This window comes from Robinsoniella sp. KNHs210, assembly GCF_000686105.1.
GTDB lineage: Bacteria > Bacillota > Clostridia > Lachnospirales > Lachnospiraceae > Robinsoniella > Robinsoniella peoriensis.
On record NZ_JMLZ01000001.1, the window covers coordinates 206,813 to 227,954 of the forward strand.

General features: G+C 40.5%; 18 protein-coding genes and 2 riboswitches. Of the genes, 3 read left to right on the forward strand and 15 right to left on the reverse strand.

Annotated features, from left to right (window positions below; genetic code table 11):
• Window positions 1-232 precede the first annotated feature (232 nt).
• From CD03_RS35605 to CD03_RS31900, 5 genes are all read right to left on the reverse strand, one after another.
• Entirely contained in the window at window positions 233-4,381 is a 4,149-nt protein-coding gene (locus tag CD03_RS35605; protein ID WP_027292023.1) for an Ig-like domain-containing protein, read from the reverse strand.
• A 68-nt stretch (window positions 4,382-4,449) separates the two neighbouring features.
• Window positions 4,450-5,289 carry a DUF4430 domain-containing protein gene (locus tag CD03_RS35610; RefSeq protein WP_027292024.1) on the reverse strand — a complete coding sequence of 280 codons (840 nt, stop codon included), beginning with the start codon at window positions 5,287-5,289 and terminating at the stop codon, window positions 4,450-4,452.
• Between the two features lie 282 nt (window positions 5,290-5,571).
• A riboswitch (cobalamin riboswitch) is annotated at window positions 5,572-5,768 on the reverse strand.
• Window positions 5,769-6,064: 296 nt separating this feature from the next.
• Complete coding sequence (locus CD03_RS0100945) at window positions 6,065-6,907, reverse strand: leucine-rich repeat domain-containing protein (protein ID WP_027292025.1); 843 nt, start codon at window positions 6,905-6,907, stop codon at window positions 6,065-6,067.
• Between the two features lie 128 nt (window positions 6,908-7,035).
• A riboswitch (cobalamin riboswitch) is annotated at window positions 7,036-7,235 on the reverse strand.
• Between the two features lie 129 nt (window positions 7,236-7,364).
• Window positions 7,365-7,544 carry a hypothetical protein gene (locus CD03_RS37630; RefSeq protein ID WP_156042710.1) on the reverse strand — a complete coding sequence of 60 codons (180 nt, stop codon included), beginning with the start codon at window positions 7,542-7,544 and terminating at the stop codon, window positions 7,365-7,367.
• 136 nt (window positions 7,545-7,680) lie between these two features.
• Window positions 7,681-8,304, reverse strand: a complete 624-nt coding sequence (locus CD03_RS31900) for a hypothetical protein (protein ID WP_052377602.1) — start codon at window positions 8,302-8,304, stop codon at window positions 7,681-7,683.
• A 252-nt stretch (window positions 8,305-8,556) separates the two neighbouring features.
• Between CD03_RS31900 and CD03_RS0100965 the strand changes: the two genes are divergently transcribed.
• Genes CD03_RS0100965 through CD03_RS0100975 form a run of 3 tightly spaced genes read left to right on the forward strand, consistent with a single transcriptional unit; the run spans window position 8,557 to window position 12,045 of the window.
• A complete protein-coding gene (locus CD03_RS0100965) occupies window positions 8,557-9,570 on the forward strand; it encodes a CobW family GTP-binding protein (protein WP_027292026.1) in 1,014 nt (337 codons plus the stop codon).
• A gap of 3 nt (window positions 9,571-9,573) precedes the next feature.
• The gene (locus tag CD03_RS0100970) at window positions 9,574-11,160 is read left to right on the forward strand and encodes a permease (protein ID WP_027292027.1); all 1,587 of its coding nucleotides are present in this window, start codon (window positions 9,574-9,576) and stop codon (window positions 11,158-11,160) included.
• Window positions 11,161-12,045, forward strand: coding sequence for a TIGR03943 family putative permease subunit (locus CD03_RS0100975; protein WP_027292028.1), 885 nt, complete (start codon window positions 11,161-11,163; stop codon window positions 12,043-12,045).
• Between the two features lie 124 nt (window positions 12,046-12,169).
• Here the strand turns inward: CD03_RS0100975 and CD03_RS0100980 are convergent, their stop codons facing one another.
• The 10 genes from CD03_RS0100980 to CD03_RS0101025 all read right to left on the reverse strand — a co-directional run bounded on the left by CD03_RS0100980 (window position 12,170) and on the right by CD03_RS0101025 (window position 21,085).
• The gene (locus CD03_RS0100980) at window positions 12,170-12,664 is read right to left on the reverse strand and encodes an HD domain-containing protein (protein WP_044288819.1); all 495 of its coding nucleotides are present in this window, start codon (window positions 12,662-12,664) and stop codon (window positions 12,170-12,172) included.
• A gap of 294 nt (window positions 12,665-12,958) precedes the next feature.
• Entirely contained in the window at window positions 12,959-13,834 is an 876-nt protein-coding gene (locus tag CD03_RS0100985) for a nucleoside hydrolase (protein WP_027292030.1), read from the reverse strand.
• A complete protein-coding gene (locus CD03_RS31905; RefSeq protein WP_052377603.1) occupies window positions 13,831-14,469 on the reverse strand; it encodes an ABC transporter ATP-binding protein in 639 nt (212 codons plus the stop codon). The genes CD03_RS0100985 and CD03_RS31905 overlap by 4 nt, the downstream gene beginning before the upstream one ends.
• 17 nt (window positions 14,470-14,486) lie before the next feature.
• Window positions 14,487-15,278, reverse strand: coding sequence for an ABC transporter permease (locus CD03_RS0100995; RefSeq protein WP_027292031.1), 792 nt, complete (start codon window positions 15,276-15,278; stop codon window positions 14,487-14,489).
• A gap of 128 nt (window positions 15,279-15,406) precedes the next feature.
• Window positions 15,407-16,285, reverse strand: coding sequence for an ABC transporter permease (locus tag CD03_RS0101000; RefSeq protein WP_052377604.1), 879 nt, complete (start codon window positions 16,283-16,285; stop codon window positions 15,407-15,409).
• A complete protein-coding gene (locus CD03_RS0101005) occupies window positions 16,282-17,502 on the reverse strand; it encodes an ABC transporter substrate-binding protein (protein ID WP_027292033.1) in 1,221 nt (406 codons plus the stop codon). The genes CD03_RS0101000 and CD03_RS0101005 overlap by 4 nt, the downstream gene beginning before the upstream one ends.
• Window positions 17,503-17,516: 14 nt before the next feature.
• Window positions 17,517-18,569, reverse strand: coding sequence for a radical SAM protein (locus CD03_RS0101010; protein WP_044288821.1), 1,053 nt, complete (start codon window positions 18,567-18,569; stop codon window positions 17,517-17,519).
• Between the two features lie 34 nt (window positions 18,570-18,603).
• A complete protein-coding gene (locus tag CD03_RS0101015) occupies window positions 18,604-18,975 on the reverse strand; it encodes a PadR family transcriptional regulator (protein ID WP_027292035.1) in 372 nt (123 codons plus the stop codon).
• A 206-nt stretch (window positions 18,976-19,181) separates the two neighbouring features.
• Window positions 19,182-19,721, reverse strand: coding sequence for a BMC domain-containing protein (locus CD03_RS0101020; RefSeq protein WP_027292036.1), 540 nt, complete (start codon window positions 19,719-19,721; stop codon window positions 19,182-19,184).
• 14 nt (window positions 19,722-19,735) lie between these two features.
• Window positions 19,736-21,085 (reverse strand): 4Fe-4S dicluster domain-containing protein, encoded by a 1,350-nt coding sequence (locus tag CD03_RS0101025; RefSeq protein WP_027292037.1) that lies wholly within the window; start codon window positions 21,083-21,085, stop codon window positions 19,736-19,738.
• Window positions 21,086-21,142: the final 57 nt, after the last annotated feature.

The following is a 21,142-nucleotide window of genomic DNA, read 5'->3' on the forward strand; positions in this document are numbered from 1 at the left end:
ACTGTTAATTTAATTTATATCGTTATCATATCCTATTATTATCTATTTGTCAATACGGCCTGCAAAAATTTTATTTCAATACTTTTAGTCACTACATACAAAAACTGCACGATCCGAACCGCAGAGAAAGAATTCAAATATGGACATCACCATAGATTGATTCATCATTTCTCTGCAGCCAGATCGTGCAGTCGTATTTTAATTGTTTTAATTGGAATTTCGTGTTAAAATTTTATTTTTTGTTACTATTTATAACTTTCACTCTTACCGTTTTCTTCTTTCCATTTGACGTACGGATAATAATCTTACATTCTCCTTTATTCTTTGCCCTTACTACTCCCTTAGAACCTACCGTCGCAACACTAGGATCAGAAGATTTAAATGTAACCTTATCTTTCGCCGTAATTGGTTTAAGTGTTACTGCTAATTTTGCCTTCTTACCTTTTTTCAGCTCAAGCTTTTTCATATTAACAGAAATAGAGGACACTTTCACCTTGCTTTTCTGTACGGTTACTTTACAGGTTGCTTTGGCTCCATATTTTGTAGTTACGGTAATTTTCGTATTTCCAGGTTTCTTCGCTGTTACTTTTCCTTTGTCCGATACCACCGCATATTTTTTATTGGAACTCTTCCAGGAGACCACTTTATCCCCTGCTGCCAATCCAGATACCTTAAGCGTCACCCGCTTTTTTAACTGTAATGGTAATTTTGTTGCATTTAATTTCACATTTGCCTTTTTAACAGTAACTTTACAGGCAGCAGACTTACCGCTTCCATCTTGTGCGGATACTGTTATAACAGCAGTTCCTGCAGATTTTGCGGTTATTTTTCCATTTGCGTCAACTGTGACTGCCTTTGTATTATTGCTCTTATAGGTTACTGATTTGTTTGCGGCATTGGCTGGTGTCACGGTTGTTTTCAGCAATTGTACCTGGGTAGGATACATAGATATGGATGCTGTCTGTAATATAACTCCTGTAACCTTTACTACTTCCGGCGGTACCGGTTTTGATAAATCAGCCAGAGTTTTTTCTGCAGCTGTTAAGACACTGTAATTGCTGACATATTTTTTTGCTGCATCTGCAAGAGCTTCATATGCAGCTCTTGCTTTTTCTATTGCCGCTTTGCTGTCTTTTGTTACCGGACCAATTGCTTCAATAAGTTTTTCTACCGGCGCTGCTGCTGCTTTCAGCTCATCTACTGTGACATTTTCAGCGTCAAGTGCATCGGAAAGCTGCCAGTAGTTTGGTACATATCTACGTAAAGAATTATCATTTAATTCTTTGAAAGTACTATTATAGGTTTCCATAGCACTATTTAAGGCTTCGTAATATCCTTCCGTTCCTTTTTTCGCTAATGCATTGTCAATTGTTGCTTTTAAGGTGTTTATAACGGATGTATCCTGGGCTGAGAACTCTGCACGATAGTCATATATATAACGCATACCATTCAGATACCGCCAGGCAGCAACTAAACCATAACCTCCCTGATCTGTTGCCATGGAATTATATACTCCGATAGATGCCGCAGCATTATCCGGATCATAATCAAAGGTATGGCAGAATCCACCGGACTCTAATTTGTACCGTAAAACACCGTCAATCAGGGTATTTCCATTTTTAATAAAGCGCTGGTCGGTCAAAGGATCTACTCCCACAGAAATAATAGCAAGCAGTACCTGAGACGTACTTTCCATATTTCGTGTTCCCCAGGATAAGTAATCACCCAGATCTGTCTGCAATGTCCCCAATCTGTTCAATGCTTCATCGATTGCTGTACGAACCGTTTTGGTTACAGTCTCACCACTTGCCAGATTTGTGTAAGTATATTCCGTATCATCCCAGTAATAGGCAGACAATGCCTGTACTGCCATAGCTGAGATATCAGGATCAGATACCGCTCCCCACAATGCCCATCCGCTGTAGCTTCCATTTTCACCGTCCTTCAGCTGTCTCTCCAGAATATATTTGATCAGATATTCATCAGAGTATTTCATTTCAGCGGGACGGGTAAAGTCCTGTATATTCATTGCTATCAATGCAAAAATCGGTCCGTTAATTCCCTGCCTTGAGGGGTCTACAACAGCATTAAAGGCTCCATCATTGATTAGATTAATTCCATTGCCATTATAAGTTCCAAAATCAGTAACATCGCCTCCGATTGCTGCGATTGCAAGTGCAGCACGATGCCATTCTGTCACTTTATTATCATCTAATTTTCCATCGTTCTCCGCATACCTTTTTTCGATATTTGCTTTCATTGCTTCCATGTAAGCGCTGTAGCCTTCATTATTTTCACCATCTTTATAATTCAGGTTTACGCTTCCATCGGAATTAACCGTGCCAAAACGTCCCATTGTAAATGCAGCCCAGTCGGACCAGGTTGAACTGGCACTCTTCAGGAATGGCTCGCTTCCCAGTACCAGGGTACCATCACCATCTCTGTCCCGGCGTGCCTCAAATGTCTGTGTAATCCATCCCGGCAGATTTTCTTCCAGGTGATTCCGTATAAATTCTACGGACACTGTATATTTCTTTGTTATTCTGCCATCCTTGGATATAACCGTATAAACAACCGGCTTCGTTAAATCCACTTCTTCTTCCGATTTTGGGGAAACTGTGGCACCATCACTTAATTTGATGACTGGTTTCAATTTCGTAAGATCCGTATTTTCAGGTACGCTTACAACAATTTTATCATTTGTAATATTCCCTGTTCGACCGTTAATTGCAAGAGATGAAATATCCGCCAGATATCGTTTTTCTGTTGTTTCTGTGTAATGTTGCCTGATCTCAACGTTATCTTTAAATTCACCATTTTTAAATTCAACTTTACCATTTTTGCAGCCATCTGCATCTTCTTTATCCGGTAAGCTGATAATCACATTTCCGGAAAAATAATCGGTATTTGAGATCGTCGTTGCTTCGGTATAAGTTTTTCCGTTAATGGTAAAGCCTTCGAATTTGTAATAATTATCTGCATTTTGATTGATCTCACCGGACATGCCAAAGTATATACGTTCTACGTTGCCTTTTGGCATTTTGCCATTTTTAGCTCCAGCTTCCTCAGGAATAATTCCTGCATCCTCAGGACCGTAGCACCATTTCGCAGATACATTCCATACGTCGGTACCTGCCTCAAAGGTATAAAACGCACTCCACCGGGCAGTAAAGGTTACGTCATGATCCGGAATCGTATAATCATCACCCGGCTGGTAAGTCTGCGTTCCATCATTCCATCCATCAAAGTCAAAACCTGCTTTTGTAAATGGATTTTCCGGAATTTTTACCTGGTCGCCTGGTTTCTGGTTTTTTAAAACGATTGGCGTTCCGGAATCAGCTCCACCTGATTCGAATTTAATATTAGATGTACCGGACTGCGCCCACTCTGCCGTGAAAGTGATACCTCCAAACGGCATGTTGTATACAGACCCCGGCTTATAAACCTCTTGACCATCGTACCAACCCAGGAATCGATAACCGTTTAATGTAAAGGTATTTTCAGGTAAAGTAATTTCAATTGCTTCTTTACTGGTTATTTTTTCTGGTGCTGTTCCAACTGCTCCTTCTCCTCCGGTAAATACGGCATCAAAAACGACATCGGGGTCTTTTTCAAAGTATGCATTTAGATGCACATCACGATTAGGCATCTTAAATAACTTTTCCGATGATGTTAAATTCTGTGAAAGCTCTGGATCAACAGGTAAATCTGGTCCCATTGAACCTGAAGTTGATATATCCCACGTCTTGAAACGATACCCTAAATTGGGTAAAGCCTTTATCGTAACATCGGTATTATACGGGTTATACCATTCAGTTTTATTTCCATTCACATACTCTTCACCAGTTATTACTATTGTTCCACCATCTTCCGGTTCCATATATACGCTTCGAACATAAGCTTGCCTCATAAGATAAAGGTCAAATGTAATATCATTATCAGGCATAACAAATGAAAAAGTACCATTTGTAATCGCTTCAATCATATTGTTTTTATCAGCTTCTGATAATTCCAGTCCTGTCACTTCTGCACGATTAAATAGATAGCTTGGATAATTGTTATAATCAAGCATTAAATAGTATGTTTCGCCAACTTCACAATCTATTTTAGAATCATAAATAACTTCATGATTACTATCTAAAAGCTTAAATGCCCAATCATAGTATATATCATCCGGCTCTTCTCCCGCTTCTCCACAATACCCATTAATAGTAACCAATCTGGTATCTGCCTTAGTTTCTCCACTCGTCCTGTTAGAATTTGAATCACTTTGTATATTTTCTGATTTTATCATCTGCGCCTGAGTAGTTACAGGAATCATTGTTAAACACATACATACAGACATAAATCCAGCCAGAAAACGTTTTGCTTTTCTCACCATAACCTACCTCTTTCTAACAAGAAGCAAGGCATCCGAAATGGGATACCCTGTCTTCTCACAAATTGTAATTAGAATCCAAATCCAATATCTGCACCATAATTGCAGGTATATTGCCAATTAATTTTTTCTCCGCCTTCCAGATAATACTGAGCTGCACCATACATTGGTAAAAACTCTTCTCCACCTTGAGGAATTACGGTATACATCCATCCGCTCATACCTCCGCAGGTAAATTCTCCCAGAGTATATCCACCCCTAGACATCTTGGATATATAATTATTTTCTGCTCCAGTTAATTGAATACCACGCTCTTTTGCCACTGCTACAAGTGCATCCATAACAGTAGATCCAGCATCCAGTTTAAGTGTAACATAAGAATTTTTATTATTAGAAGGAGCCATAATTGCATTTGCTGCTGCCTGATATTCTGTACCATAATTATAAGCATTGGTAGTCCGAATTCCAATTTCAACAGTAAGTTTTGTTGCATCCACAGTAGCCGTCAATTCATAAGCTCTGGTTTCCCCGCCATAAGTAACGGAAATTGTAGCAGATGACGCAGACACATCAACATTATTAAATGTTCTTGTAGTACTTCCTGTAGCGCTTGTCTGACTATCAATGCTGACAGCTGCATCAGAATTTACACCAGTCAGAACAACTTTTAATTTCTTAAGATCACTTGTAGCTGTTCCAGATGGTAATTTTGCATTATAAGTATAACGGGTTACACCGCCAACGGTTACTGTCTTTAATTCTGCTGCTGCACTTTTACCGGATGTAGGCGCTGTTAAAGTAACAGAACCAATCGCCAGGTTATCACTTGCTGCAGATGCTGTAATTGTGGTCATACCTAAAACTAATGTTAAAGCCAGTACCAACGCGGTCAATTTTTTAAAAATCTTCATAAATCAAATCCTCCTTTTTCATGTCTCTCATTTTCATGCTGTTCGGAACCAATCATCGCTATTTCCCCTCCTTTCCGTTCCATTCATCAGCTGTTACTCCCTTTCTATAGAAATATGGTATCGTTAACCATAGAAATGGACTTTTTAACTGTCCAAAAGCTATATAAACCTGAAAATCATTAAAAAAAGCCTTCCTGCACTCAGACAGAAAGGCTTATTATTCCCCGTATGTAATTGATTGAATTGCGGCATAAAAATAAACCTATTTCCTCAGCCCAGAAATAAATAACTTGCAACACGGCAGGTATCCTGACTTCGCTTCGTCCTTAGAAACGCCTTCTCAATAGTCTCCTATCAATGGTATTTGTCTCTTCGTCCACGTTACAGTAGAGGTGACTGTGCTGGATTCTCACCAGCTTCCCTATTATCACTTTCATTGATTACTTAGATGAAAAATGACCGCAATTCCATATTTAATTTTGTGATTTTCTGTAATACATCATAGCTCATATAAATTTAGTTGTCAATAGTATACTGACACTTTATAATAATAAACAAAATTTTTTATTAACTACTAATTCTATCTATAATTAATTTGTAAACTCCGCAAAAAACATTAAGTAAATATTTATATAACAAATAAATGATATAGAGTTATATTTCAAATCATTAAGAACATAGTTCTCCAATATTTTGAATATAATAAGTATTCTATACTATTATACAAGTGTTTTTATGTAATATTTTTATACTATTTGTAATTTTTTTACTTAATTTAACAGTATTCCCGTGTAAACCCAAATTTATCACAGTATTCATCCATTCTACTACCCCTTTTACATCGTATAACAGCACTTTTATTAATAATCCAATCCCCAATTTCATCCGGATCATGATGGATCTCCAGTATCTTCAGCCGGTTACATCCATGAAATACCCATTTGCCGATCTTCTTTAGGGATTCCGGCAATAACACATACTCTAACTGATTGCACTTAAAAAATGCGCTGTCTTCTAAAACCCTCAGGTTACGGGGAAGCTTCAGCATCGTAAAGCCCGTCTGATAGAACGCCTCACGACCAATAGATTCTAATGTAACCGGAAAATGCAGTTTTGATAAATTCATACATTTATAAAACGCTCGTTCTTCAATACGGTTTATTTTACTTGGCAGTATAAGTTTTGTGAGATTCTGACATTGATAAAATGATTCTCTTGGTATGATAAAATTCACCCTGCTTGGTTCAAATGTGACTGACTCCAGACGTTTACACTCTTTAAAAGCTCCATCTCTGATTGACTTTGTACTAGCCGGAAAATATATTTCCTTTAATTTTGAGCATCCGCAAAATGCTTCTTCCTGCACCACTTCCAGATTTCCAAAGCTGACTTTATATAATGAAGTACATCCGTAAAAGCTTCTTTTCCCGATTTTCTTTATATTCGGAGAAAGATCTGCCGTTTTCAGACGTATTTTATTACGAAGTGCCTGATCTGAAACTTCATCAAAAATTGTTCCAATACTCAGATTTTTATCTGCGCACTGTTTTCCTTCCCGCATGCCAAATACTCGAAAGCCGACATTTCCTCCCTTATAAATAAGTACTTGACTTCCCATTTTACTCTCCCTTTTCCTTTGTATCCCTCTTTTAAAAAAGAAAGCCCTTCTGTACATAGACTGAAAGGCTTTTCATAACATATAAATTTTTGCACAAAAATAAACTCATTTCCTCATCCCGGAAATAAAGTAAGCTGGGCATTACGGCAGGTATCCTGACTTCGCTTCATCCTCAGAAACGCCTTCTCAATATTTTTCAATATCAATGGCATCCTGTTTCTTCGTCCACGTTACAGTAGAGGTGACTGTGCCGGTCTTTCACCGGCTTCCCTTTTAACATTTTATCCCACATCATCTGTGGAATATGACCGCAATCCTTAAATTTCTTCTTATTTTACCATAATATCTCAAACACATTTAAAAGTCAATTGTTTTTGACTATATAGAAAGCTCTTTTAAAGTTCTTTCACCCCCAATTCCAAAGTCACCTCTTTTTTCTCCCCGGGTTCAAGTTCTGTCAGGTCAGCTTATGATTCATCCTTGCCGCATTTCTTCCTTCCGCATTTCCGGTTGACGGTATTAGTTCCATTACGTATTCCTGCTCTCCTAACTTTCCACTGGCTGAAATAGTTTTAACCTCCTTAAAATATGCCATCGCCTTTTCTGCTTTCGGGCACAATTCCAATCCCTGCTGCAATTATCCTGGGAGAAAATAAGGAGCCTTCATTTCCATGATCAGGTTCACTAAAAAATCCCCCTGGCTCTGTGATGCACCAGCTGTCAGGCAGACAGGGCGCATATCACAGAGCCAGGGGGAAATCTTTTTAAATTTATCAAACACTTCTATTTGTAACGGTCTTAATGGTATTCCATATGGTTGGAACCGCCCCTAATGCAGTAAATGCATACAGCATAAAAAGGTCTTTTATATAAATTCCTCTGTCTATGGCTCCCTGTATGATCATCTCGGGAATCAGACGAAAAGCACTGAAAACATCTATATTTAGTACATCTGCCGCATCAATTGCCCAACTGAGCTGCTGGCTTACGTAAACTACACAGATCATAAAAACTGATGCAATAATAATTCCCTTCAGGCTCATCTTCCCGGCAAGCAACTGATATCCTTTTATTGCACAAACACCCATCACTACACCTGAGATGGACGCCATATATCCAAGCTGGTCAACTACAACGATACATAACAAACCAATCAGCGTTCCCAGGAACGCCCCTACGATACCGGCAATGATATTTTCCTTTTTTTCTTCTACCTGCTGTATCCGCTGATTTCCATACAGCATGCTGGCATCTCCTGCATAGGTATCCGCACCTCTTACAAATGTATCCATACTTCCTTCATACGGATTCATACTGTTTCCATACGGATCTACACTATTTCCATACGGATCTACACTGTTTCCACACGGATCTACACTTCTTTCATACTCATCCATTTTCTATCCTCCTGATGTATTCTCTCTTCCTTACCAGAACTAACGGCTTAAACCTTATGTCCAGAATAAATATTATAACTTAGAAGCGTGGGAATATAGTAAACCATGTATTAAAAAGACAGTTTCATGTCATGAAAAAGAATTCGCTTATCCAATCGTTTTAAACATCCATGAATAATTAAATTTCTTTGGTAATATATATGATAGAAGGTGGACTTTAAGTAATTAAAGAACAGGAAAAGGAGGAGAACGATGACTGATATATATATTATTTCAGGATTTTTAGGCGCCGGGAAAACCACATTGATACAAAAAATGTTAAAAGAGGAACTCCATGATAAACAGGTTGTATTGATTGAAAATGATTTCGGAGATATCAGTGTGGATGCAGCGCTGCTGGATGATGGGAATATCCAGGTAAAAGAGATGAATGCCGGCTGCATTTGCTGCAGTCTTTCCGGAGATTTTGCAACAGCAATGCACGATCTTCTGATACAGTTTCACCCGGATATCATCCTGATCGAACCATCCGGGGTGGGAAAATTATCTGATATTACCAAAGTTTGCACAAGCCCCAAGATCTGTTCTCTTGCAAAAATCAAACAAACGATAACGGTTGCTGATGTGAAGCGTTGTGCAATCTATCTTGAAAATTTTGGAGAATTCTTTGAGGATCAGATCACAAATGCTGACACGATTCTGCTCAGCCGAACGGAAGATTTCCCCGGCAAAGTCAGAAGTGCACAACGACTTGTCAGCAGTTTAAATCCCCATGCCAAAATCCTGACTGATTCATGGAAGACACTCAATACCTCCCGGATTCTGGAACTGGAACAAAACAATAAATTCAAAAAATCGGAGCCGGAAAATCTGGAGAAATGCCAATGCAGCCACGCTTCTGAACAAAAATGCATACCTGAATCCCTACATATTGGCAATTGCCATACAGATGAATACGGACAAGTCTCCTGCGGCTGCGCCAGCCACCATATGGCTGAAGATGTTTTTGATACGGTGACGATACATACCACCAGAGCATTCAATACATCCGATTTGCAGCGAAGGTTATGGCAGATGGAGAAAAAGGCAGCCGGAACTGTTCTGCGCGCCAAAGGAATTGTCCGTACTGCGGGAGGCTATCTCAATGTTCAGTATGTACCTGGCAGTGTACAGCTGAAGGAATGTTCTTCCAGCGGCAGCATGATTTGTATTATTGGACGGGGGCTAAACCAACAGGAATTAGCCGTCCTGTTCGATGGGAATTAGGCCATGACGATACCTGTATATGTAGTAACCGGTTTTTTATATTCCGGTAAAACCACTTTTCTAAATGCCATGCTGAACAGGTATGACCGGAGTAAAATTAAGACTTTACTGCTACAGTTTGAATCCGGTGAAGAAGAATTTCAAGGTACCAATGATTATTGTATCTGCAAATGTTTCTCAAAAAAGGAATTGGAAGGACAGCCTGATCAGATGATACGGGCGATTCACAGATTTGTAAAAGAACAGGCGCCGGATGAAATATGGATTGAATGGAATGGCGTAACACCATTTTCTCTTCTGCAGGATTTTTTCCAGAGCACTTTGCTGCGCAGCTTCAGAATACAAAAAGTGATCCATATTGCTGATGTCTCTGGTTTGGAAGAAATCCTGGGCAGAACCGGAACCTCTCTGCCAGAACAGATTGCAAACAGTGACGCTGTTATCTTGCGCATTTCACAGAAAAGCTCCGGTACGGGAACGTATCAAAGGATGCGCCATATGATTAAAAATATCAATCCCGGTGTACCTGTATATAAACTAAAAGATACCTGTCCCGTTAACTTATATAAGTGGGTTATGGAGAAAAAGCCTTCACCGGTCTACTCTTTTTTTAGATCACTGCTTTTTCTGACCGCCGCGTATTTTTTGACGAAACCGGTTCTCGATCAGCTTTCTTTCTCTGCCAATACTATCATAAATGTATTTCTGGGCATTATACTCCAGGCAATTCCTTTCCTGCTGCTGGGTGTGCTTCTATCCTCCGTTATCCAGATCTTTGTTCCCAGATCCTGGATTGAAAAGCATTTTCCAAAGTCACTCGCCGGAGGAATGCTGGCTGCTGTGGTTGGAGGATTTTGCCTTCCGGTATGTGACTGTGCTTCCATTCCCATTTTCAGAAGCCTGGTGCGAAAGGGCGTTCCTCTGCCCGCCGCCGTTACATTTATGCTGGCTGCACCGGTGATAAATCCTGTAGTCATATTATCCACCTATTATGCATTTGGCGGAAATCTGTCAGTTGTTGCGGGGCGTATCGGTATGGGAGGTTTTGCCGCAGTGGTAATCGGACTCAGCTTTGCAGTCTTTCATTCCAAAAAACAGGACTTGCCAAACGGCAGATTTGATGGTGTCATGTGCAGCTGCGGATGCTATCAGGGAATCAGTTCCATATCCGGTCCCCGTGCCAAAATTGATTTATTTCTGCGTCATGCACAGGCAGAATTTTTTGATGTAGGAAAATATCTTATAATTGGCTCTTTTGTTGCCTCTGTTTTTCAGGGGCTGGGAACCGGTATGTTTCTAAATGCCCAGGACAAAGCGGGGGATGCTCTATCTACGATCATCATGATGATTATGGCATTTGTCCTTTCCCTGTGCTCCTCCTCAGATGCAATTGTTGCACGGAGTTTTTCCGCCCAGTTTCCAATGATGGCGATTATGGGGTTCCTGATCTTTGGTCCCATGATGGATATCAAAAATCTACTGATGCTTTCCTCCGGATTTTCGAAACGTTTTATCATTCGTTTGCTGGTCACGTCATTTTTGATTTGTTTTGCTGTCGTTTTCTTATTTTATCAGATAGGAGGGATATAGATGCAGACAAGAATAAGAGCGTTCAATCCACAGGCATTACTGGAATCCCTGTGCTGCGGATTTTTTGCCGGACTACTAGCCTATTTGGTCCGCAGTGAAAAATATCTCTCCTATGTAACGCCCAGAATGAAACCATACCTTTATTTTTCAGCAGTTGTAATGGGAATATGGGCACTCACCGGAACGCTGCGTCTGTTTCAGCCCCAATATAAAATGCGGTCCATGCATTGTCTTGTTTTGGCAGTCCCCGTTATAATGTTTTTACTTCCCCACTCGCCCCTGGAAATTTCGGATGTTACAGAAAATTTCAGCCGTGGAAGCAGAATGCCCACGGTCGCAGAAGCTAAGACGTCTTCCGGGGCATTAAATATCAGTGGCACCGGAGCACAGGAAACCGGGGGCAAATCTGGAAGAGCGGATCTGAACAACAAGAATTCCGAGGCGCCGGACTCTCAAGACACATCCGCTGCTGAGGATTCCTCAAGAATTCCGGGGCTGGATATTCAGAATAAAAGAATTACCGTCTCAAACGAAGATTTCGCATTATGGCTTGCCGAAATGAATGCCAACGACGTACAGTATGAAGGATATACTATTGTTATAACAGGTTACGTTATGAATGATTTTAAAATCCCCAAAGAAAATGAATTTACAGTTTCACGACTTGCCATGACTTGCTGTATCGCTGACGTATCTCCCACAGGTATCCGTTGTATCTATGACAAGGCCTCTGAACTTGACAGCGAATCCTGGGTGACCGTTGAAGGAACCCTTTCCATAGGTGAATATCAGTACAACGATATAACTTTAAAAGAACCTCAGATCCATGTTACAAAAATTACCCCCACAGATCCGGTAGAGGGATATGTTTATCCATTTGTATGATCAAATTAAGCCGACGGGAGAATTTACTCAAATAAATCCGTCCATAAAAATATAGGCAGCAGCCTCCAAAGGAAGCTGACTGCCTATATTTTAAGAACGCCTGGGGAGATTTTGATTTTCCTTGCTAAGATACCGGATACAATTCTCCGAACAGCGTCATATGGAACGTTTCATATACGGAACAGATCTTATCCGCCATGCACACAATTGCCGTCTCACGATAACGCGGCGGAACTGGTGTAAGTGGAAACATATGTTTTCTGATCACATCTTTTTCAATCTGTGACAGATCAAATTCCGCACAGGCATTTCTCAGCGCCCTGCCCGGATGTGTAAACCCATGAAAGCGATGGTCTGCGCTCTTCTCATGCCAGTCATATAAAAAGTAATCATGAAGAAGTGCCCCTCGAACCAATTCCTTCATTTGAACCTGCCAGCCATATTTCAGTGCGATCCAGTAACTTAAATATGCCACTGCCAGACTGTGTTCATAAACGGTTGTTTCGCCATGCTGTATATATTCTTTTAACTTTGTGTACTTTGGATGTTCTACTATTTCTTTAATAAGATCCAGAAACTGCTGCTCATCTTTTGGATCCATTCTCTTTTCGGCTGCCATTTGTGATGACTCCCCCTTTGGAATTATCCTTAGTCCATAAAGTCTTTAAATGGAAAATTTTTCAACTCTATGAACAACTAAGTTCTCTGTCTTAATTAGTATATCACGGTTGTATAAAAATGCAATGCAGAATATCTTATAATTTTCTTACAGAAATTCTACCATTGCCATAAATCTATCGTGATCGATGAAAATTATGATCTGCAATGACTGAAAGCTAATGATTTATAACTCATACCAAGTCAGTGAAACATACCTTTCACATACATCTGACAGCTACAAAACTGTCTTGTTTCAGAGCAGCGAGATAATACTGTAAAACTCATGATTAAAATCAGATATATTTTTGATTTTTTCCGGAATGGATATATATTTTGCATTGTGGAAAGTTTGATCCCGGTCTTCCTGCAAAAAACCAATTTTAAGATTTTCCTTAGATGGAATAATGCGGCGAATTTGGGGCTGGAATAGATCAGGATTAGTCAAATATATAGCCGTGCATAAATCCCAGTTAATAAATATTCCCCGATTCCCATATTGGGGATTAATATATTCTATCCACTGAATAATTTCCTTTGCGAATTTGTTGATAAATTTTGTGTTCTGTACAAGCAGCTTTTGTACATCCTCATGTCCATAAATTGCATGTTGGGTACACTGTGCGGACAAAACGGTAAGTTTATCGCAGTTAAACAAAACCTGATTTGCAGATTCATAGTCAACGCTGAAATTGAGTTCCCTGCATAAAGTACCATTTAAATATAAAGGCCCTAAAATTCCACCCATGACAATCAGCGATTCTATTTTATGAAAAAAATCGATGTCTTTCTTATATGCTCCTGCTATATTGCATAAAGATCCCGTAGCGATAACAGTAATATGCCCCGGGTATTTATTCACCATACTAACTAAAAAATCTACAGCTTCACTGTTATACTCACATGGTTCTCTACCGCCCTTTAGCACCGGGACATCATTAATATCCAAATCTTCAAGCATCTGAACGGTGTTGTAGTAAACCACATGCTCACTATTGTTTCCAAAGGTGCAGGTTATTCCCAAAAGCTCAGTTTTAGGATGGGCATACAAGTATGCAAATGTAATACCGTCATCAATATCACTTCGTTTAACTCCCAAAGTATTATCGCAGTCATAAATTACTTTTTTCATGAATTCCCCTCTCCGGCACCTATTACAACCACTCTGTCCGATAACCGGTAAGCCTCTTCCCTGTCATGAGTCACAAATAATACCGTTGTCTTATTCTGCTTGTTAAGTTCTTGTACCAGACACCCCATCTCCAGACGTATTTCCTCGTCCAGTCCGGAAAATGGTTCGTCCATCAGCAAAACTCTGGGATTCGCTGCATATGCCCTGGCAAGCGCTACGCGCTGCTGCTGCCCTCCGGACAGCTCATTCGGTTTTCTGTTTTCCAGTCCGGTAAGCGCCACCTTTTCAATCCAGTCTAATGCTTTTTCTTTGCGTTCTCTCTTGTTTACTCCCTGCATTTTAAGACCGAAAGCAACATTTTCCCAAACAGAGAGATGGGGGAACAGCCTTACATCCTGGAAAACCATAACTATGCCTCTTTTATGGACAGGCATATCATCAATACAGGCATTATCCAAATAAATGCTGCCCGCTTCATAAAAGACAAATCCGTTTATCGCTTTTAACAGGGTACTTTTCCCGCATCCCGACTTTCCCAATACAGTAACAAACTCACCTGTATGGATACGAAGGGAGAATTGATCCAGCACCTTGGCACATCCCAGAACCACGCTTATGTTTTTTATCTCAAGCATACCTGACCGCCTCCTTATCACCCATATAACTTAAATGTTTTTATTTTTTTAATTACCGTATTTGCCCCAATGAATACAGCCAGCGTTGAAAATAGGAACATAAGGCTATAGGAAGCGGATAAGGTCCTGTCACCACTGTTAATGACGGGAACCATAATCATTGAAAGGGTTTTTACTGCACCGCCTCCGAATATCAGCGTAACAAAATATTGTCCAAAGGATATGATGAATGCCATACAAAAAGATGTTAAAAACCCAGGCATCATTGCATAGAAGCTGGTATTGAAAAAGGCCTGGAAAGCCGAGGCTCCAAGCGAACGTGCCTGTTCCTCAAGCCGGTTTCCTGCACCATTTGTAACGTCAGTCATTATATTTACAGAATATGGAAGACCGCATATAAGCTGAGCAATGATTACACCGGTAACAGTATCGCTTATCCCCATTCGTATAAATATAACATGCATCCCCATAGCAAATGCCGTTGCCGGTATCATAAGCGGAAGTAAATTTAAAAATCTGACCAATTTTTTCAGCTTGAAGTCATAAAATACAATGGCTCTGGCAGTCAAACCACCTATGATCGTTGATATAAGTCCTACTATGGAAGAAAGTAACATACTGGAAAGCGTAATCCCCAGGGTTTGTTTGATCCATACCTCTTTGATGCCGCGAGAGCTAAATTCCTCCGGGAGAAGAAGCGGATATTTCCAGTTATCTGCAAAGCTCCAAATAAGTATGATCAAAAATGGCAGCAGCACAAAGACACAGAACAGAAGCAGAAAAATTTTATTTAATTTTCTTCCTTTCATAGCATCTCCTTTCGTCTAGAGTATTGCTCAAATAATTGAGTCATACTGCAATAAAGCGTGTTTGAAAATTCATTCCCGCCATCTGCCGCGTTGTCGTCAGTCAGCGGAGGAACCACTCCGCTTCCATCCTACCCTTTGGTCTTTTTCTCCAGCAATCTGAAGTAAACTGCACTTGCTATGAGTCCTATTGCAATCATCAGAACATTCAAAACCATTGCATAAGGACGGTGGCGCAGGTCGGGATGCGTATATTCAATGAAGCTCTGCACCGGCAGGGCCTTGGGCTTTGTGGATCCAAGGAGAAAAGGCAGCTCGTAAGCTCCAAAAGAATAGGTAAAAATAATGAAAAAAGCGCCAACGATAGTTGGTCTGCATAATGGTAGCGTTACAAATAAAAAGGTCTTTAATCTTCCCGCCCCAAGCCCATAGGCTGCTTCATTATATTTTTCCGATATATTAGCCATAACCGTCATAACAAATATGCATACAAAGGGGATTTCTTTCCACAGATACGCAAGAATCACACCAAAACCGTTGGCATCATATAACAGAGGAGCGAACTCTTCCGGCTGAGCGATTGCTCCCAGAGCATACAAGATTCTTGATAAAAGTCCACTGCCCGAAAAAATGCTTATAACAAAGAGTGCTACAATTGTGTGCGGCGTAACAACAGGCAGATTTACCAGTGCTTTTGAAAGTCTCCCAAGACGGCTGCGCTTTTTTACGGACAATAGGAATATGCAGAGCATAATCCCCAGGATAATCGATCCGGCTGAAGAAACACCTGCAATCCATAAGCTATAGCCTATGGATTGCATATATTTCCCATCACTGAATATTTCCTTATAATAATCCCAGGTGAAATGATTGAGATCAAAAGCAGGTATATATCCGAAACTCTGAATGACTGCGTTTATAATTCCAGCTGAAAACAGGCACATCAAAAGTAAAAACGGTGCTAAAAGTATATAGGGTGCAATACTCCTTTTTATCTTGCGCTTCTTCATTGCCCTGCCACTTCTTCCAGCCAGATTTCCTCTATAATCGGTACAAATTTTGCTGGTATCTCAGGAAGTTGTTTTGACGCAAGTTCGTTGCTATCGAGTATCCCCTTTCCTATATTTACATTGTCGAACATTTCCTTTTCATCATCACTGAGCAGCGGGTAATCAATTGCAGTTAAAAGCTTCGCCTGCTCATATTTTTTTACTTGAAGCTCCGGGGTGAGCATTTCGTTGATTACCACCATTGCTCCTGCCTTGTTTGGAGCATTTTTTGCAATGGTTATATAGTTTGTGTTGCCTATTGTACCCTTGTCAAAAAGAAAGCTGCGGGAGGTTTCCGTAAAGATATTTTTCTCAATATTCAAGGCAACCGTATATGGCTCATAGCTGATGGACATCACCAGTTCGCCGTCAGCATACATATTCTCAACCTGCCCGTTTGTTGCGGGATATGTTTTCCCCTCGTTCCAAAGATAAGGCTTCAGCTCATTTAAGTAATCAATTGCCGGCTGAATATAGGCTTTCACCGTCTCCTTATCCGCCTCCATGGTAAAAAACTCTTCATATCCTACTACATCATAGATAATATTTCTCACAAAAGCGCTTCCGGTAAAGTCCGGTAATGCCGCATAAGTAACCTTTCCTTTATATTTTTTGGCATACTCTAGCAACTCACCAGCGCTTTTCGGTGTTTCCGGGGTCTTTTCACTATCGTTAATCAGCACCATCTGCGCTTTGCTGTATGGAACTTCATATTCTTCAATGGGATAGCCAAAGTCCATCTTGGTACTGTCGGAATCTTTATCAATGTATTGGTTATAATTTGGTAACTTACCGGCAAACGCACCCATGAGAAGATCATTTTCCTTTGTGGAATAAAAGTTTTCACCGTTAATCCATATCATGTCAATCACGCCGCTGCTTGTCCCTGCCTGCTTTTCTGCGCTTAGCTTAGATAATATTTCGTCTATATCCATTGGGACTCTGTCCAAAGTTATGTTGTACTTCTCCTTTACCTTAACCGCTAATTCGCTGTCAATCCATTTATTCAGATCCTCGTTTCCGCCAAATCCGTAAAAAGAGACTGTCTGGCCGTCTGCCTCCTTTACTATGCTATCCCAGTCAGCGTTCATGTCAAAATCTTTCCCTTTGTCTGATCCGCATGCCGCTAATGAAACTGCAGTGATTATCATCATTAATAATACGATTATCTTTTTCATTCCATTTATTCCCCCTATACATAATCAAAGGTCAGAGGAATCTTGCTTTCATCCCCGCGCCTTATATATTGGAATCCGCTCTCCAGAAGCATTGTCCGGCAGGCTTCCATATCCATTCCTCTATTTTCGGACGTATCATCCTTATTATCACGGGGATTTGCTCCTGCCTCAGCAGTAATAATATTGGCACCCGAAACATATGCTATCTCATTCGGCTCATGGACACCACAGTAGGTCATCGTCGGCGTGCCAAAAGAGGCTAGGGCGACAACAGCCACAAACTGTCCAAGCCTTAATTCACTTATCTGACGGTATTTGGCTAAAGGCGCACCCGGCACTGCGACCCGGCGCATACAGGCATGCTGCGTACAGCCCAGTTCAATGCCGATAAACATATTATCAACAATCTCATCAATTGTCTGCTCCGGTCCAATCGGTTCACAGCAGGTATATAATTTAAGCCCTGCCTCCAGCGCATTCTCCATTGTTTTAATCCTGTCCTCAGGTCTCAGATTCGTATCTCTCCCCTCACCGATCCTGCAGACATGGTATACCCCCTCAACGCCGGCCTTTTTCATTTCTTTAAATGCATCCAGACTGCTGTCTCCAACGTTAGCCCAGATTTTAGTGGTAGACGGGACTATGCTCTTTGCTATATTTACCGAGTTCAAAAATACACTCAAATCATAGTCATGCATAGTCATGAGAAATAGCCCATAAAGATCCTCTTTTTCATTGAAGGCGCTTATTTTTGCATAGAGCTCTTCATCAGACAATCTCTTGGGAATAAATTTTGTGTGTCCTTCACCGAATGTACAGAATTTGCAGCCGCCTGTGCATTCCGAGACATCCACACCTACCTGTCCTAAAATGATTGCAGAATTATCACTTTTTTTACGCATAATATCATTAGCTGTAATTCTGATAAGGGAAGCCTCAACAGACGCCTCGTGAAATGTCAGCATATACCTGCAGGCATCCTTATCAGGGCAAACTCCATTCATTGCTGCTTCCAGTATTCCAAGCAGCCTTGTGTCCTTCGTAAACATTTTCATTTTAATCATCATTATCTATTCCCGGAAGAATAGACAATGCCTCCTTTCAACATTTTTTTTGCTCCAGACTATCAGACACGGCTTTTTCGAGCCTTTCAATATCTTTTCTGTATACTGACAGTGTTGTTTGCCAGTTTTTCAGGCAGTGCTGCCCCTCTTTTGTAATGCCGTATACTTTAACAGGTTTAGCCGTGTCATCCGTTTCCCACTCTGAGATCAGCAGACCGTTATCTTCCATCTTTTTCAGCGTGCGGTAAAGTCCCGTTGGATCGATTCCTTTATAATTGATTACATCACTTTCAATTAATTTTTTATAGACTGAGTATCCATACATTTTTTTCTCTTTATAAAGCATTAACAAGATTGATGGCTGAATCAATCTATCTAAAAAGCTGCCCATGCAGGCACATTTTTTCATAGTAGACTACCTCCTCTATTAGACATAGTCTAAGTATATCGATTAAAGAGGTTTTTTCTTGTATTATCTACTGATTTTTAGTAATATTTTTACACTTAATCGCATTTATAAGAAAATAAAAGATTACTTTTTTCAATGAAAAAGGCAAAGCCTCAAACCGGCTTTGCCTCTTACTCTTAATCAAGTGATTATTTTTACAATATTAATTACAGTAACGCTTCATACAACTTATCTGTCGGTCTTGGAATCACTACGCTGTGAACCATAAGCTCGCTCACTGCCTCTGCCGCCTTCACTGCTTCTGTTACGGCACTTACATCTCCGCTCATAGTAACGAATCCTTTACCGCCTACCGCAAATCCGGTACGAATCTCAATCAGCGTGATCGCTGCTGCCTTTGCTGCAGTATCTGCTGCAACGATAGCCGATGCAACGGAATAAAATTCGATGACGCCCACTGCCCCTTCTGTAGGAACCTGCGAAGTACTGCTGATGGCAGGCATAAGCTGGTCACTGACATTGGCAATTAATAATTTATCTACCAGGAAATGTCCTGCTGCTGCTTCTCCGACTTTCATGGAAGCATCTACACTCCCTGTATCTCCACCAATGATAATCATATATTTTCCAGGACAGATTGTAGATGATCTCAATAATTCTACATTCGCTGCCTTTAACATTTCATCACAGGTTTCAATTCCTTTCGCTATACTGGATAGTTCTATCATTCCAACTGAATTTCCCATTCCTTAATCCTCCATTAGTTTTCACTGATTCTGATGCCAGATGATGTTACATCACATACGGTTCCATTTATGCTTGCATGTATATTTGTGGATAAACCTGTTGCATCAGCACTGGCAATCACGTCACCTTCACACACCTTGTCACCAACATTTTTTACGGCTACTGCCGGCTTACCTATATGTTGTGACAATGGGATGAAAACTTCTTTCGGATGAAGTTCTATACAGTCATGTGCATGTAATCCATTGTATTTGCCCAGATCCAGTCTGGCAATTAAACGGTCGGTTGGGACTCTGTTCAACTCCACTGTCGGTCTGGAGACAGGATGCATGTTCTTTTCAACCGTAATTCCTCTTTCCTGGAGCTTTCCTTTCATATATCCGTTGACTCTTCTTGGAGAAAGCCCCATAGGACATGAGAATAATTCACATAATCCGCAGTTACAGCAATTTACCGCATCACCAAAACATTCCTCAAATTGTTTATCAGAATCAATGCTATTCTCTCTCCAGATGTTTCTCATAACAAGATGTGGTTTAATGCGGTGGCCAATCTGGAATCTCGGACATAAATCTGTACACATACGGCACTGTATACAAGCACTTCTTGCCTGGTGTTTGATCCTGTCCATAGGCACATGGGTTCTTTCAATTAAATAATGATTTTTCGGCAGTACAATAATATTTCCGGTTGTCTTTGTTACGAACTGCTGGTCTATCGCCTCGTCATCTGCAACCACTCGTCCCATCATTGGTCCGCCCAGAATAATTGCATAATCAGAAATCTTCGGGTTAGCTGCCTGAATACATTCTCTGATCGGTGTTCCGATTGGTACCTGAAGCATAATCGGCTCCTGAACCTCTCCCACAACAGAAAGAAATTTACTGGTATTTTTTTTACCGTGAACTATGGCATTATACATTCCGACAATAGTACCGACATTGTTGATTACCGCACCAACCTCAATCGGAAGCCCTCTCTCGGGGACACTTCTTCCGGTTACCTGCTGAACGATAACCTGTTCATCTCCTGCCGGATAAAACGTCCGCATTTCAAAGATTTCGATATCCGCACCGTTTTTTTCAATGGCTTCCCTTAATGCAGCTATTTCCGGTTTGTATTTCGCTTTTATTGCAATGACAGATTTCTTGGCTTCCAGATGTGTGGAGATCATCATAATTCCTTTAATCAGCTCATCTGCAAATGTTCTGCACAAATATTTATCTGTTTCTATCAGGGGCTCACACTCAGCAGCATTTACAATATAGTATTCTGCTTTGGTATTCAATTTCACATGTGTAGGAAATCCTGCACCGCCCGCACCGACGATCCCGGCATCTTTAATTGTTTCAATCAGATTCATAGTTTTCTCCATTCATTATTTAACATTATCTTGCCACATAAAACATTTCCTAAATCA

Bases quoted from the DNA above. Each gene is read 5' to 3' on its own strand.
- CD03_RS35605 (WP_027292023.1), bottom strand. From the start codon at position 4,381: ATGGTGAGAAAAGCAAAACGTTTTCTGGCTGGATTTATGTCTGTATGT.
- CD03_RS35610 (WP_027292024.1), bottom strand. From the start codon at position 5,289: ATGAAGATTTTTAAAAAATTGACCGCGTTGGTACTGGCTTTAACATTA.
- CD03_RS0100945 (WP_027292025.1), bottom strand. From the start codon at position 6,907: ATGGGAAGTCAAGTACTTATTTATAAGGGAGGAAATGTCGGCTTTCGA.
- CD03_RS31900 (WP_052377602.1), bottom strand. From the start codon at position 8,304: ATGGATGAGTATGAAAGAAGTGTAGATCCGTGTGGAAACAGTGTAGAT.
- CD03_RS0100965 (WP_027292026.1), top strand. From the start codon at position 8,557: ATGACTGATATATATATTATTTCAGGATTTTTAGGCGCCGGGAAAACC.
- CD03_RS0100970 (WP_027292027.1), top strand. From the start codon at position 9,574: ATGACGATACCTGTATATGTAGTAACCGGTTTTTTATATTCCGGTAAA.
- CD03_RS0100975 (WP_027292028.1), top strand. From the start codon at position 11,161: ATGCAGACAAGAATAAGAGCGTTCAATCCACAGGCATTACTGGAATCC.
- CD03_RS0100980 (WP_044288819.1), bottom strand. From the start codon at position 12,664: ATGGCAGCCGAAAAGAGAATGGATCCAAAAGATGAGCAGCAGTTTCTG.
- CD03_RS0100985 (WP_027292030.1), bottom strand. From the start codon at position 13,834: ATGAAAAAAGTAATTTATGACTGCGATAATACTTTGGGAGTTAAACGA.
- CD03_RS31905 (WP_052377603.1), bottom strand. From the start codon at position 14,469: ATGCTTGAGATAAAAAACATAAGCGTGGTTCTGGGATGTGCCAAGGTG.
- CD03_RS0100995 (WP_027292031.1), bottom strand. From the start codon at position 15,278: ATGAAAGGAAGAAAATTAAATAAAATTTTTCTGCTTCTGTTCTGTGTC.
- CD03_RS0101000 (WP_052377604.1), bottom strand. From the start codon at position 16,285: ATGAAGAAGCGCAAGATAAAAAGGAGTATTGCACCCTATATACTTTTA.
- CD03_RS0101005 (WP_027292033.1), bottom strand. From the start codon at position 17,502: ATGAAAAAGATAATCGTATTATTAATGATGATAATCACTGCAGTTTCA.
- CD03_RS0101010 (WP_044288821.1), bottom strand. From the start codon at position 18,569: ATGATGATTAAAATGAAAATGTTTACGAAGGACACAAGGCTGCTTGGA.
- CD03_RS0101015 (WP_027292035.1), bottom strand. From the start codon at position 18,975: ATGAAAAAATGTGCCTGCATGGGCAGCTTTTTAGATAGATTGATTCAG.
- CD03_RS0101020 (WP_027292036.1), bottom strand. From the start codon at position 19,721: ATGGGAAATTCAGTTGGAATGATAGAACTATCCAGTATAGCGAAAGGA.
- CD03_RS0101025 (WP_027292037.1), bottom strand. From the start codon at position 21,085: ATGAATCTGATTGAAACAATTAAAGATGCCGGGATCGTCGGTGCGGGC.